Source organism: Corynebacterium sp. HMSC08F01 (genome assembly GCF_001807545.1).
Classification (GTDB): Bacteria; Actinomycetota; Actinomycetes; order Mycobacteriales; family Mycobacteriaceae; genus Corynebacterium; species Corynebacterium coyleae.
Genome location: NZ_KV789303.1, coordinates 65,584 through 78,861 on the forward strand (window position 1 = coordinate 65,584; position 13,278 = coordinate 78,861).

Annotated in this window: 15 protein-coding genes; 7 read left to right on the forward strand and 8 right to left on the reverse strand. The window is 62.4% G+C overall.

Annotation, left to right across the window (positions count from 1 at the left end; translation table 11 throughout):
• Positions 1-6 precede the first annotated feature (6 nt).
• Together HMPREF3171_RS05305 and HMPREF3171_RS05310 are read right to left on the reverse strand one after the other, a co-directional pair.
• Positions 7-858, reverse strand: coding sequence for a hypothetical protein (locus HMPREF3171_RS05305; RefSeq protein ID WP_070483467.1), 852 nt, complete (start codon positions 856-858; stop codon positions 7-9).
• A 129-nt stretch (positions 859-987) separates the two neighbouring features.
• A complete protein-coding gene (locus tag HMPREF3171_RS05310; RefSeq protein WP_246815330.1) occupies positions 988-1,695 on the reverse strand; it encodes a sortase family protein in 708 nt (235 codons plus the stop codon).
• A 19-nt stretch (positions 1,696-1,714) separates the two neighbouring features.
• Here HMPREF3171_RS05310 and HMPREF3171_RS05315 point away from each other — a divergent pair, with 19 nt between their 5' ends.
• The 3 genes from HMPREF3171_RS05315 to HMPREF3171_RS05325 are packed head-to-tail and all read left to right on the forward strand — an operon-like array spanning position 1,715 to position 6,369.
• On the forward strand, positions 1,715-2,011 hold the full coding sequence (locus HMPREF3171_RS05315; RefSeq protein WP_070422470.1) for a rhodanese-like domain-containing protein: 297 nt from the start codon (positions 1,715-1,717) through the stop codon (positions 2,009-2,011).
• A 44-nt stretch (positions 2,012-2,055) separates the two neighbouring features.
• Complete coding sequence (locus HMPREF3171_RS05320; RefSeq protein WP_070422469.1) at positions 2,056-2,490, forward strand: MarR family winged helix-turn-helix transcriptional regulator; 435 nt, start codon at positions 2,056-2,058, stop codon at positions 2,488-2,490.
• 57 nt (positions 2,491-2,547) lie between these two features.
• Positions 2,548-6,369: a Pls/PosA family non-ribosomal peptide synthetase gene (locus HMPREF3171_RS05325; RefSeq protein ID WP_070483469.1), complete on the forward strand. Its 3,822-nt coding sequence runs from the start codon at positions 2,548-2,550 to the stop codon at positions 6,367-6,369.
• Positions 6,370-6,414: 45 nt separating this feature from the next.
• Here the strand turns inward: HMPREF3171_RS05325 and HMPREF3171_RS05330 are convergent, their stop codons facing one another.
• From HMPREF3171_RS05330 to HMPREF3171_RS11880, 4 genes are all read right to left on the reverse strand, one after another.
• Entirely contained in the window at positions 6,415-7,173 is a 759-nt protein-coding gene (locus HMPREF3171_RS05330) for a hypothetical protein (protein ID WP_070450332.1), read from the reverse strand.
• 5 nt (positions 7,174-7,178) lie between these two features.
• Positions 7,179-7,688, reverse strand: coding sequence for a hypothetical protein (locus HMPREF3171_RS05335; RefSeq protein ID WP_070450335.1), 510 nt, complete (start codon positions 7,686-7,688; stop codon positions 7,179-7,181).
• A gap of 418 nt (positions 7,689-8,106) precedes the next feature.
• Complete coding sequence (locus tag HMPREF3171_RS05340) at positions 8,107-8,622, reverse strand: DUF6036 family nucleotidyltransferase (protein ID WP_070483471.1); 516 nt, start codon at positions 8,620-8,622, stop codon at positions 8,107-8,109.
• Positions 8,613-9,035, reverse strand: coding sequence for a hypothetical protein (locus HMPREF3171_RS11880; protein ID WP_141743362.1), 423 nt, complete (start codon positions 9,033-9,035; stop codon positions 8,613-8,615). Before HMPREF3171_RS11880 ends, HMPREF3171_RS05340 begins: the two co-directional genes overlap by 10 nt.
• 322 nt (positions 9,036-9,357) lie before the next feature.
• Between HMPREF3171_RS11880 and HMPREF3171_RS05345 the strand changes: the two genes are divergently transcribed.
• The 4 genes from HMPREF3171_RS05345 to HMPREF3171_RS05360 are packed head-to-tail and all read left to right on the forward strand — an operon-like array spanning position 9,358 to position 12,298.
• Positions 9,358-10,245 carry a transporter substrate-binding domain-containing protein gene (locus HMPREF3171_RS05345; RefSeq protein WP_070483474.1) on the forward strand — a complete coding sequence of 296 codons (888 nt, stop codon included), beginning with the start codon at positions 9,358-9,360 and terminating at the stop codon, positions 10,243-10,245.
• 3 nt (positions 10,246-10,248) lie between these two features.
• On the forward strand, positions 10,249-10,902 hold the full coding sequence (locus HMPREF3171_RS05350) for an amino acid ABC transporter permease (protein ID WP_070483476.1): 654 nt from the start codon (positions 10,249-10,251) through the stop codon (positions 10,900-10,902).
• Entirely contained in the window at positions 10,892-11,563 is a 672-nt protein-coding gene (locus HMPREF3171_RS05355; RefSeq protein WP_070483479.1) for an amino acid ABC transporter permease, read from the forward strand. The genes HMPREF3171_RS05350 and HMPREF3171_RS05355 overlap by 11 nt, the downstream gene beginning before the upstream one ends.
• Positions 11,564-12,298, forward strand: a complete 735-nt coding sequence (locus tag HMPREF3171_RS05360; protein ID WP_070483481.1) for an amino acid ABC transporter ATP-binding protein — start codon at positions 11,564-11,566, stop codon at positions 12,296-12,298.
• On the opposite strand, the gene HMPREF3171_RS05365 is transcribed toward HMPREF3171_RS05360, so the two are convergent.
• Together HMPREF3171_RS05365 and HMPREF3171_RS05370 are read right to left on the reverse strand one after the other, a co-directional pair.
• Complete coding sequence (locus HMPREF3171_RS05365) at positions 12,295-12,819, reverse strand: GNAT family N-acetyltransferase (RefSeq protein ID WP_070483483.1); 525 nt, start codon at positions 12,817-12,819, stop codon at positions 12,295-12,297. The genes HMPREF3171_RS05360 and HMPREF3171_RS05365 overlap by 4 nt on opposite strands.
• Complete coding sequence (locus HMPREF3171_RS05370) at positions 12,809-13,093, reverse strand: type II toxin-antitoxin system TacA family antitoxin (RefSeq protein ID WP_070422461.1); 285 nt, start codon at positions 13,091-13,093, stop codon at positions 12,809-12,811. Before HMPREF3171_RS05370 ends, HMPREF3171_RS05365 begins: the two co-directional genes overlap by 11 nt.
• Positions 13,094-13,278: the final 185 nt, after the last annotated feature.

Consider the following 13,278-nt stretch of genomic DNA (forward strand, 5'->3'; position numbering starts at 1 on the left):
GGTGTCCTAGATAAGACGACGGCGCGCGAAGGCGTATACGCCGGTACCCAGCACAGATGCGAGCAGCAGCGCGAATAGTGCGCGCACGAGGGTGTTGGAGCCGGTCTCGGCGGCGAGGCCGCGCTGGGCGGTCGCGGCAGTGTCAGCGGCGGCCGCGTCAACGGTTTCAGCGCCGCCACGCTCGGCGGCGTACGGGGCAGCCGGGGCGACGTCGACGTTCAGGTCGCCGGCAGCGCGAGCGGCCTCGATACCCTGGCGCGCGATTTCGCCAGCAAACTTTGCGACGAGCCCATCACTCAACGCAATCTCCTCCGGCGTGACATCCGAGTTCACGCGCAGGACATCGGCGACGAAGGTGTGACCGTTTTTGTTCAGGAAGTAGGTCACGCCGTCCAGGGTGGCCACTGGCGGGAACTTGACCAAACCGTTGGCAACCGGGTCCGGGTTGGCCGGGTCGACGTTGTCGGCGCCAAGCGGCTTCTCAGCCGGGGCCTGGGTGGCCTCGCCACCAGACTGCGCCTCAGCCTTCTCCTCTTCAGAGAGCTCCGGGGCGGGAGCGGGTGCCGGTGCCTGCACAGAAGTCTGGGCGTCGCGGATGACGCCGGTGTCGATGAGGCCGGCCACGGCGGCGTCGACAATTGCAACTGCCTTCTCCTGCTGTGCGGAGTCGAGCTGCGCGAACGGCTTGAGCGCCTCCTGCGCGTCAGGCACGTAGTGGGTGCCTTCCTCGTTGAGGAAGTAGGTTTCGCCGCGCGCGTCCTTGGTTTCCTTGGGCAGGTCCTGCGCGTTGGCGTTTGCCATCGGCAGGGCGGCCAGGGCGAGAGCGCCAGCGGCGGCTGCGGCGAGAAGGCGGTTCATTGTGGTCTCCTGAAGTTGAGAAAGTCTAAAGTTCAACTTGAAGTCTACAGTGTCTTGACAGTTTTTACACCAGTCACACGAGAAACTTTTGTCACAATTTGACAAACGGGCGCGACAACGCACCAGAAATCAACGTGGCTGGAAGACGGTTTCCACCTCGTCGTCAGTGGCGGTGCCCTCGAGCTGCCACCCCACCACCGCATTGCGCACCGAGTTGGCCAGCAGGTTCGACGGCTGCACACAACTGATGGTCAGCAGCCGACCAGGCATCGGCCCGTCACCCCAGATCTCCGGGTTGGAGGCAAGCGACTTCTTGTCAGGATCGTGCAGATCAGTCGCGCGGTACACCAGCCAGTCCTGCCCGGAGGTTTCGGTGCGCACGTAGAGGTAGTCGCCGACGGCAACGTTGTGGTGCTCGGTGGTGCCGTCGTAAAGCTTGTTAAACACCGCGCTCACCCCCGCACCCGTGTGACCCGCGATGACCACAAGATCCTTCGCATCCGTGCCAGGCAGCGCGTACGGGTACCCCTCCCCCGTCAGCGCACACGCCTTATCCAGGCTCTTCGGATCGATCGCGCCATCGACCACCCGGCAATCCTCGGCCTCAAACCCGGCGCGCATCCCCAACACCGGCACAACCATCTCCACCGGCCGTCCCGCTGGAATCTGCGCAGCTGCTTCTCGACGAACCGACGTCTCCGACGACGTCTCTTCCGTGGTGGGGGTTTCGGGGGAAGGCGTGGTGTCGTCGAAAAGCAATATGCGCACGACGAACACAACGATGAGCAGCGCGACAATGCGGCGCACATGATAAACCCAGCGAGGAGTGGACGTCACGGGCGCTATCATACGAGCCATGGAGAATGTCCAAGTCACTGAAGTCCCTGCAGGCGCGCAACTTATCGACGTCCGCGAGGCCGACGAATACGCCGCCGTCCGCGCAACCGGCGCCAAGAACATTCCGCTGTCCGAGTTCGTGGCACGCTACAGCGAAATCGACCCGGATCAGGACATCTACCTGATCTGCAAGGGCGGCGGCCGCAGCGCACAGGCCGGCGAATACCTCGAGCAAGCCCTCGGCTGGGACGGCATTTACAACGTCGCGGGCGGCACCACCGCCTGGGTCGAACAAGGTTTGCCGCACGAAAATTAGGCCGTCCCAACCATTGGGACGCCGCAGGGAAGTATGGTGGGGGTATGTCGACGCTTCCTGAACTGCCCTCCGCTCTTCTGAAGTCTCCCCACTTCCAGATCGAACGCGTGCGCAGGCACACCAAGGACGAAGTCGAACGCACCCTGGCCAAGCACGACACCACCATGCGCGAGTACTGGGTGCTGTCCTGCGTGGACGTCGCTCCAATGTCGCAGCGCCAACTGTCCGAACTGCTGATCATCGACGCCTCCGACATGGTGCGGCTCATCGACTCGCTGGAGAAACTCGGCTGGGTCACCCGCGACCGCGACCCGAAAGACCGTCGCCGCCAGATCGTCGCCGCGACCAAGAAGGGCACGAAGGCGCTGGCCAAACTTGGCGACGACGTGGTTGCAGCCGAGGAGCGCGCACTCGAAGCGTCGTCCCAGAAGCAGCTGAAGAACCTGAAGAAGCTGTCGCAGGCGCTCGAGACGGAATAGCCGTGTAGTCGCCGTGTAGTCGAGCGATGCGCCCCGGATAGGTCTAACCTAATCCGCATGGTTCAAGCCGAGCCCCTTCCCAATCCGCTCCTGCGCAGCCACCTCGCCCCGCCGGAGCGGACACTTATTGATGTCCTTTTCGCCTCCGCCGAAGCCCACCCCGGCGCGGCGGCCATCGACGACGGCGAAGTAATCACGTACGCCGAACTCGTCGAAGAAATCGAACAACGCGCCACCGCCATGCGCACCCAGGGTGTGCCGTACCGGGGCCGCGTCGGCATCCGGATGACGTCCGGCACCCGCGAGCTCTACCTCGCAATCTTGTCGACGATGCGCGCCGGCTGCGCCTACGTCCCCGTCGACGCGGACGACCCGGACGAGCGCGCCGAAACCGTGTTCACCGAAGCGGACGTGGATGCCATCTGGACCGACGCGGGCCTGCGGATGGTGAAGGCGCCGGTTGGTGGTGGTGTGTTGGGCGGCGAGCTTGGCGCGCTTGCAACAGTCACCCCCGACGACGACTGCTGGATCATCTTCACCTCCGGCTCCACCGGCAAACCAAAGGGCGTAGCGGTGACCCACCGCTCGGCCGCCGCCTTCGTGGATGCGGAGGCGCGCCTGTTCTGCCAGGACGAACCGCTCGGGCCCGACGACCGCGTGCTTGCGGGCCTGTCGGTGGCGTTCGACGCGTCCTGCGAAGAGATGTGGCTGGCCTGGCGCCACGGGGCGTGTTTGGTGCCGGCCCCGCGCGCGCTGGTGCGCTCGGGTCAGGATTTGGGCCCGTGGCTGATCCGTCGCGACATCACGGTCGTCTCCACCGTGCCCACCCTCGCCGGACTATGGCCAAAAGAGGCCCTGGACAACATTCGCCTGCTCATTGTGGGCGGCGAGGCCTGCTCCCAAGAACTGACCGACCGCCTTGCCGACGGCCGCGAGATGTGGAACACCTACGGCCCCACCGAGGCGACCGTGGTGGCCAGCGCAACCCGGCTCTTCCCCGGCAAGCCGGTGACCATCGGTTGGCCGCTGGACGGGTGGGACCTCGCCATCGCAAGCGACGGCGAGGGAGAAGCAGGTGAGTTGATCATCGGCGGCGTGGGCCTCGCGCGCTACCTCGACCCGGAGAAAGACGCCGAGAAGTACGCGCCGATGGGTGATTGGGAGCGCGCGTACCGCACCGGCGACCACGTGCGACTCACCGAGGATGGCCTGGCGTTTATCGGCCGCGCCGACGACCAGGTGAAAATCGGTGGGCGCCGCATCGAGCTCGGCGAGGTGGAGGCCAACGTGGCCGCGCTCGAGGGTGTGTATAACTCCGCCGTCGCCGTACAAACGCTGCCCGCAGGTGACAAGGTGCTCGTCGGCTATGTCTCCCCCGACGACGGCGTTTCGTTGGACGTGCAGCAGATGCGCGAGCGCCTCGCCGAGGTCATGCCGGCCGCGCTCGTGCCGCGCATCCACGTGATGGACGAACTACCGATCCGCACCTCCGGCAAGGTGGACAAGAAAGCCCTGCCGTGGCCACTGCCCGCCAGCGTGGACGCGGTCGGCATGACGCCGACCGAGCAGTGGGTTGCCGAAGCATGGGTGGCGGTGCTCGGCCTGGACGTGCCGGGCAAGGATGCGGATTTCTTTGAGTTAGGTGGGTCGTCGCTAGCTGCCGCCTCGCTCATCGCGCGTCTGCGCGAGCGCGTGCCCACCATCGCGGTGCGCGACCTCTACGACCACCCCAGGTTGGAAACGCTCGCATCGCTTATCGACGACCTCACCCACACCGCCAAAACCTCCACCCGCGAACGTTCTGTGGCTCCGGTCTCGGGCGCGACCCGGCTGGCGCAGACGCTGCTCATGGTGCCGGTGATGACCCTGAAGGCGTCGGCGGCGGTGACGTGGGTGGCGATCGTCGCAAATGTGCTGGGCCTGACCACGCTGTCGTGGACCTGGCTCGCGGTGGCGTTTGCGGTGCTGTGCACGCCGTTGGGGCGGATCCCAATCGGCGCGCTCGGGGCGCGTGCGATCCGGGGCCGGATCGCGCCCGGCGTGTACCCGCGCGGCGGTTCGCAGCATTTGCGGCTGTGGGCCGCGGAGCGGTGGCTGGCTGCCTCGGGTGCAATGAACATCGCGAGTGCGAACGCCGCCAAGATCACCGCCCGACTGTTGGGCAACACGGTGGGCAAGGACGTAGATATGCACGCGTTCGCGCCGGTGACCGGCCTGGCCACCATTGGCGAGGGCGCCGCCATCGAACCTGGCGTGGACCTCGGCGGAACCTGGCTCGACGGCGACGAACTGCACGTCGGCACCGTGGTCATCGGCCCCGACGCCCGCGTGGGCGCGCGCTCCACACTGATGCCCGGCACCGAGATCCGCGAGGGCGCCCACGTGGAGGCCGGCTCCACCGTCACCGGCGACAAACCGGTGAAGAAGCACGCCCGCTGGGCCGGCTCGCCTGCGCGGAAAAAGGGCCGGTCCAAGCACCGCTTCCCCAACGAACGCCCGCCGCGCCGGCCCATGTGGGCGCTTGCGTACGGCCTGACCTCGCTGGTCTTGTCGGTGCTGCCCGCCCTGGCTGTGCTCGGCGGTGCGGCGGCCACGCTCGGCCTGGCGCGGGTGTTTGAGACCCGCTCCGTGTGGGGCCTGCTGGTCTTCGCACCCGTCGGCGGCGTGGTCTACATCGGGCTTGGCCTCGCCCTGACCTGGGCCGGCGTACGCCTGGCGCAACTCGGCGTCCAACCCGGCGTGTTCCCCGTCCGCTCCTTGCGCGGCTGGAGCCTCTGGACCGTCACCCGGCTTATGGACGACGCCCGCACCCGCTACTTCCCCATCTACGCCGGCGCCGCCACACCCGTCTGGCTGCGCCTTCTCGGCGCCCACATCGGCGAACACGCAGAAGTGTCCACCGCGGTCATGGTGCCGAAACTCACCGAAGTCCGCGAAGGCGCATTTCTTGCCGACGACACCCTCGCCGGCGGCTACGAAATCGGCGGAGGTTGGATACGGACCGACCACGCGGTCGTGGGTAAGCGGTCGTTCGTAGGTAACTCCGGCATGGTCGCCCCCGGACGTAAACTCGCCAAACACTCCCTGGTGGCGGTGCTATCCGCGAGCCCGAAGAAGTCCAAGGCGCACTCGAACTGGTGGGGATCCCCGCCCGAACGCATGCGCCGCGTCGAGGTCGAATCCGCAGGTGAGGCGACGTACGAACCGACGAAGGGGTTGGTGCGCAGGCGTGGTGTCGTGGAGACGATGCGCCTTTTAGCCCCGATGACCCAGGCGGTCCTTGCCACCCTGTTCGCGGCTTGCGTGGTGACGTTGCTTGAGCGCATCGGCTGGTGGACGTACCTGCTCGGCGGGCTTACCTGGATGGGCGTCGGCGTCGTCGCAGTTGCCTCCGCCGTAGTGGCCAAGTGGGTCCTCGTAGGCAAACACCGCGCCGGCGAACACCCGCTGTACTCGTGGTTCGTGTGGTTGAACGAACTGCAAGACCAGTTCATCGAAGTCATCGCCGCACCCTGGTTCTTCAACTGGGCAACCGGCTCCGGCGAAATGAACCTGGCGCTGCGGGCGTTGGGCGTTCACATCGGGCCCGGCGCGTGGGTCGAGTCCTACTGGTTCCCCGAAACCGACCTGTGCTCCGTCGGCGCCGGCGCCACCGTAGGCCCAGGCACCGTCGTGCAAACGCACCTGTTCCAGGACCGCGTGATGTCTCTGGATACCGTCACCATCGAGGCGTCGGCCACCCTCGGCGCCCACTCCGTTTCCCTGCCGGGTTCCGTCATCGGCGCCGGTGCGACCGTGGGCCCCGGCTCGCTGGTCATGCGTGGCGACGAGGTGCCCGCCAACACCGTCTGGCAAGGCAACCCCGTCGAGCCGCGGTAGGGGTGAGCTTCGCCCCTTCCGCGGAAGTCGGGGTCCGATCCCGACTCATCGCTTCTCGGGCGGTAAACGCGGCTGAATCAGCTCAGGTACTGATATAGGCCCCCGGGGACGCAACCGTCTGATCTCTTGAAGAGCCTCGCTCCAATGTTCCTGGTCCAAGGGCAGCCAATTCTCGACGTTGGACATGTAGGAACTCGAGAGAATGTTGTTTACCGCAAGTCGCTCAGATTTTGTCAGCTCTCGTTTTACTTCTGTCCTATTAGCGCACGCCAGTAGTGCGAGCGCATCTTGAACGTGACGTTCACGGTTTCCGTCGGCGAGCCGAAGGGCGTGGCCCTTTATTGAGATGGCAGACCAAACGTTTGGCAGGCGGACCGCCCGCTCGTCACTAACCGGTACCTCCAGAACATCCTTGAGCGTCCCATCTGAAAGGATGCCGAGTGCTGATTTGGACCCGGGGCACTTTACGACGTTGTACCCGCGCCATCGGTCGGGCGTATTTTCACTGTCCTTCCCCATCACATCAACACGAAATCCCTGGCCACCGAGAAACTGATGGAGGAACCCTTCTCTAGTTAGTGGCAAGACTGGCTCGTATCCGCTTTCCTCCAATTTTTGTGCCACACTGCCCAGAGTCGAATGGTTGACCGGATCCACGACTATGTCGACATCTGCTGTTGGCCTGGCGTAGCCAACCTCATTCAACGCGCAGTGCAAGTGGGTCATCGCCCCACCAACGAGCAACCAGTCTTCCCCATCAAGCGCAGACGCAACCTTGAGGAGCAACAGACGAACGTGGTCCATAGTGGCTACGCTACAAGTGTCGAGTGCTCTACCACATACGCTCGGACCGCCTGTTGCAGCCGAGCATCCCCAAGCATGTAAGCATCAGCGAGAGCTTGTTGCTCAGTGCAATCTGTTTCCCTGATGAGGACACCTACACGGGATGTTTGATTACACAGCCCATAGATCCCCGCATCGATCAGCTCGTCTCGCGAGGATGCTTGCACATACCGGCGTCCCCCTGGCGCAAGCCCCATTTCCCGGGTGTCCAGTAGTCCTGTCTCAGCCGGCCGGAATTGATCCACGAGGTTGAAATAGGTCGGCTCGACATAAACGAGATCCCAGGCAACAAACGATTGCTCAGCGCCGAAAAGCCTAGTGAACTCCTCGGAGACGAATCGAGACAGCGCTTGCGCGAGCATGAGGTTAATGGTTCCGTGCTCATCCAACACTGCGCGTCCGCTCTTGACCACACGTCTCATGTCTTCTAAATCTGCGTGGAAGTTTTCGGCAGCTTGCTCCAACGTAACCCTCACCTCGCACCTCCTCACTGGCAGACATAGGGGACGAACCACTTTTCAGGACTTTTACCTGAGCCTAGTGGTTCGAGCTGCACCTTTCTAGTCCCCGTCTACGAAACTCTCGGGGATCGCTGTCAATCGGGCTCGGTGTAGACCCGTCTCGTTGTTCTCGGCATCTAAGGCAATGCAACCCCGTCGAGCCGCGGTAGGGGGAGCGGGTCGGCGGTGCGGGCCGTGGTGCGGGTCGGCGGTGCGGGCCGTGGTGCGGGCCGCGCGCTTTTCCGGCGGCCTTCCCCGCCCCTCCCCGCGTAAAGGTCGTTACCTGGAGCCCGTTAATGCGACCCTAACCCCGTACTAACGGGTTCCAGGTAAAGACTTCTAGCAGCCGAAACGCGGCGCCAAATATCACCTATCTCGAGAAATATCCCCTTTTCTAGAGCTCCGCTGCAATGTCTTCAACGAATAATTCGACCGGCCCATCAACGCTGCCGAACTGTTTCACCACTTGCTCAATGTCTTGAGCATTCCGTAACCCCAGGTGTTTCGCGAGAACAACCGCATCATCGAGGTCCTGCTCCGCTTGGCGAGTCGAAACCACCTTGGTAAACAACAGAAACTCTGCTGACGCAATCTCGACAGTGAGATTCGGACCGATAACTAGGAGATCCGGACTGTGATCGGCCGAAAAAGGTAACCCGAGATCGTGCACCTGCGAGTTCACCCAGTCTGCAGGCAACCCGAGTTTCACGGCTGTTTCTTCAACCGCATTTCGAACTTGCCGGTAGTTCTCAAAAACAGAATCGATATCTGCGGTTGCCCTAGTCGCGTCGTACCTCAGAGCAATCGCAGCGCCTCCAATAACGCGGAGCGTCGCATTCGTGCCCTGATTTCCCAACTGTTTCTCGAGCTCTGCAAGCGCGTGCAAGAGCTCATCTCGTGTTAGATCCACGGGCGATCGTGATCCTTCGCCGTTCGTAGATTTCCCTCACCCAAGCAGATGCTTCTTTTACGGAAGGACATCGGAGTCCGTTCAAGATTGAAAACGAACCGAGAAGGACGACTCGTCGGATAGAACCAGGCCTCAGGGGGTTCGGAAATCTCAGCAGACCATCCAGGGCTCTCCCCAGGGAAGCGTTCGGAGTACGTCATCTCAGCAGCAGCTCGAATGACACGATCCCAATCTGCATCTCCAGTCGTATCCGGTTCACGGTGCGCCGCTATGAACTCCTTGTGATCTTTAATATCCCGGATCTCTGACACAACACGCTTCAGCACACGCACCACAAAAGAGGAATCATTTTCGGCAGCAAGTTCACATTGCACCCATTGTGCAAAGCGTTCATAGGTATAAAACTGATTCACTTGCGCCTCCTTCCTCAATTCGAGCCTTCGGCTTCGATTATGACCCACTAGCGCCTCTGCGTACAGACCAAACTCGACTGCCATGCAGCGATGCCGACCAATCGGCTGCACCGTACCTCCCTCGCAAATGTCGTTACCGGGATGTCGTTCGTGCCACTTCAACCCCGCACCAACGAATTCCTGGTAACGACTTCTAGCAGCCGAAACGCGCCGCATGAATACAAAGCGAACACCCCAGTTCACAAAACTAGACAGACTGGTGTACTTTTACTGAACCAAGCGGTATCCGCCGCCGTAGTTTTACAAAAGAAAGTTCACTGTCATGTCACTCTTCCCGTCCCGCAACACCCGCAAGGGCCTCGCAGCCAGCGCCGCCGTGGTCCTCGCCGCCATTACCCTCACCGCCTGCTCCGCGGAGTCCGGCGATACCGACGCCACGAACGGCGCGGAGCCGGCCGCGGGCTTCCGCGATGTGGCCACGATCCAAGAGGACGGCTCGGTAAAGATCGGCGTGTTCTCGGACAAGTCCCCGTTCGGCTACGTGGATTCGAACGGCGAGTTCGCCGGTTACGACATCGAGTACGGCAACCGTCTGGGCGATGACCTGGGCGTAAACGTCGAGTATGTGCCGGTGGAGGCCGCTTCGCGCGTGGAGTTCCTGGACACCAACAAGGTCGACATCATTTTGGCTAACTTCACGGTCACCCCGGAGCGTGCGGAGAAGGTGGATTACGCCAACCCGTACATGAAGGTGTCGTTGGGTGCAGTCACGCCGGACAATGCGCCGATCGATAGCGTGGAGGGGCTTGAGGGCAAGAACGTGATCGTCGTTAAGGGCACGACCGCGGAGGCGTACCTGGAGAAGAACCACCCGGAGATCAAGCTGACCAAGTTTGAGCAGTACACCGAGGCGACGAACGCGCTTCTCGACGGCCGCGGCGACGCCTGGGTCACCGACAACACGGAGGCTCTCGCATGGGCTGGTAAGACCGATGGTTTCTCCGCGACGATCCCGACGCTGGGTGAGACGGACACCATCGCGGGCGCGGTGGCGAAGGGTAACGACGACCTGCGCGAATGGATGAACAACGAACTCGTCGATCTTGGCAAGGAGAACTTCTTCCACAACGCATACGAGAAGACCCTGAAGCCGGTGTACGGCGACGCGGTTTCCGCGGACGACCTGGTCGTTGAGGGCGGCCAGCTCTAACTCATGGACTTTTCGGTCGTTACCGAGAACATCCCGGTTTATGCTTCGGCGGCAGTCCTCACGGTGAGGGTTGCCGCCAAAGGCATTGTGCTCGCCTTTATCGTTGGCGCACTGGTGGCCGGGGTGCGGTTTTTCAAGGTGCCCGTGCTGAGCCAGATCGCGCGGGTGTACATCGAGCTCTCGCGCAACACTCCCCTGCTGGTGCAGTTGTTCTTCCTGTACTTCGGCCTGCCCAAGATGGGCGTCGTGCTGGAGAGCGAGACCTGCGCCGTGGTGGGCTTGGCCTTCCTGGGTGGCTCGTACATGGCGGAGGCGATCCGCGCTGGCCTGGAGGGGGTTGCCCCGATTCAGTTGCAGTCCAGTTTAAGCCTGGGCATGTCGCGGATGCAGGCGCTGCGCCACGTCGTCGCCCCGCAGGCCACGGCGCTTGCGCTGCCGGCGATTACGGCGAACATCATCTTCCTGATCAAGGAGACCTCGGTGGTCAGCATCGTGGCACTGCCGGATTTGGTCTACACCGCCAAGGAGCAGATCGGCCAGACCTACGAAACGCGCGAGGCGTTGCTGCTTTTGGTCACGTTCTACCTGATCATTTTGCTGCCCGTATCGCTGATCGCAGGACGACTGGAGAAGAAGGTGCGTGCGAATGTTTTCTGATCTCCAAATCCTCGCCGACGGCAACAACTTCCAGCGCCTCGTCTTAGGCCTTGGCGTGTCCATCCAGATCGCGCTTGCGTCGATGGGTTTGTCGATTGTGTTGGGGACGCTGTTGGGGGGGGTGATGTCGTCGCCAAGCAAAATTGTTCGCGTGATCACCCAGACCTACCTGCAGTTTGTGCGCATCATGCCACAGTTGGTGCTGCTGTTTCTGGTGTACTTCGACGCCACGCGCGCGTGGGGGCTGAACCTGGATGCGCGGGTGGCGGCGGTGATTGTGTTTACGCTGTGGGGCACAGCTGAGCTCGGTGATTTGGTGCGCGCCGCTATCGAGTCGGTGCCGCGCCACCAGTACCTCTCCGCGGCGGCGCTGGGCATTGAGGGGCGCGCGCTTTATCGTCACGTTGTGCTGCCGCAAGCGCTGCGCGGTCTGATCCCCGCGACGATCAACCTGACCAACCGCATGATCATGACCACCTCGCTCGTCGCGCTGATTGGCGTGGTGGAGGTGCTCAAGGTGGCGCAGCAAATCATCGACGCCAACCGTTTCGAATACCCGTCCGCCGCCCTGTGGATCTACGGCGTGGTGTTCCTGCTGTATTTTCTCGTCTGTTTTCCCATCTCGCTCGCCGCGCGCAAGCTGGAAGAAAGGTGGAGCTAGATGTCGCTTATCTCGCTCGAGCATGTCTCCAAGACGTACCCCAACGGGCACAAGGCGCTTAACGACGTCACCCTGTCCGTCAACCCCGGCGAAGTCCTCACCATCATCGGCCCGTCCGGCTGCGGCAAGTCCACGCTGCTGCGCACAGTCAACGGGTTGGAGCCGGTGGATTCCGGCCAGATCCTGGTCAACGGCCGCGACGTGACCGCCTCCTCGACCAAGCTCAAGGACGTGCGCTCCGATGTGGGCATGGTGTTTCAGTCCTACGACCTGTTCCCGCACCTGACCGTGATGGAGAACCTGCTGCTCGCCCCGAAGGTGGTCAAGGGCGCGGACAAGGACGAGGCCCGCTCGCGGGCGGTGGCGCTGCTCGAACGCGTGGGGCTTGCCGCCAAGGCCGACGCTCGCCCGCGCGAACTGTCCGGTGGTCAGAAGCAGCGCGTGGCCATCGTGCGCGCGCTTATGATGCAGCCGAAGGCATTGCTTCTCGACGAAATCACCGCCTCCCTCGACCCCGAAATCGTCCGCGAAGTTCTCGACGTGGTGGTTGGCCTCGCCCAGGACGGCATGACCATGATCGTGGTCACCCACGAAATGGCGTTCGCCCGCGCGGTTGCCGACCGCATCGCGTTTATGGACGCCGGCCGCATCGTCGAGATCGCCCCACCCGAGGAGTTCTTCGCCGCCCCGAAGTCCGAACGCGCGCAACGCTTCCTGGACCAGTTGGTGTTTTAGGCGGTTGCGGGCTGGGTCATAAACTGTTTGATGCCTCTAATCGGTAGCAAGAGATGTAACGGTTGCTCCGGCATCTCCTGAAATTCTGCGTACTGCATGTAGAACCGTTTCGCGTGTTCATCCAACGCGTGTACAACCACTGCCGCGGCTCCAATTTCTCCAGCCACAGTGAAGCACCGCGCTAGAGCGTCTCTCAGCAGCGCTTTCCCAACTCCTTTCCCCTGCGCATTCACATCTACCGCCAACCGCGCGAGAATTAACACTGGGATCGGATCGGGACGCCCCTTGGCAAACGCTTCTGGCGCGGCTCCAGCAACCATCCCACCCGTACAGACCGCATAGTACCCAGCGACGCGGTCATTCCACTTGGAAACGTAAACAACACAGTTGTGTGCCCGTTGATTCTGCATGGCGTAGCGGCGAAACCACACATCGAGCGAAACCTCACCACAATGAAAACTCGAACGATCATCCGCCTTAACAAGTTTCCGAGGCGGCTGAAGCACACCGTCAGTCGCCAAATTGAAACTCCTTGCCAAATGGAGTCTCCTCAGCGAAAAGTTTGCCAAGCTTAGAGAAGTCGGCCGGCTGGTCGAGAAGTTCCTCAACACGAGAGAAACCTTCTTCCCCCAACACAAAAAGTCGCTGATCAGCAAGTACCATCAATGCGCGCTCCACGGCACTGTCGAGCACAAACTGTGACACCGAAGTGTTTGTCACCTCAGCGGCCCTGCGGAAAAACTCCTCTTGGTGTGCGGATGTACGCAAGTTCAAGCGCCGGTCTTTAACTGCCATTTCAAACTCCTTAAAGCGATGTACTCACAATGTACTCACGATCGATGTCGATAGCAAGAGTGTTTAGAAAGGAGGAAATGGTAGCGGTGTGGTGAGTATCCGGTAGCGCTGTTTGCGACCGCGGTTTGCGCCGTCGGTCTTCGGCGCGTCGGAGATGGTTGCGTCCCTTAGTGTGGTGTAACGCT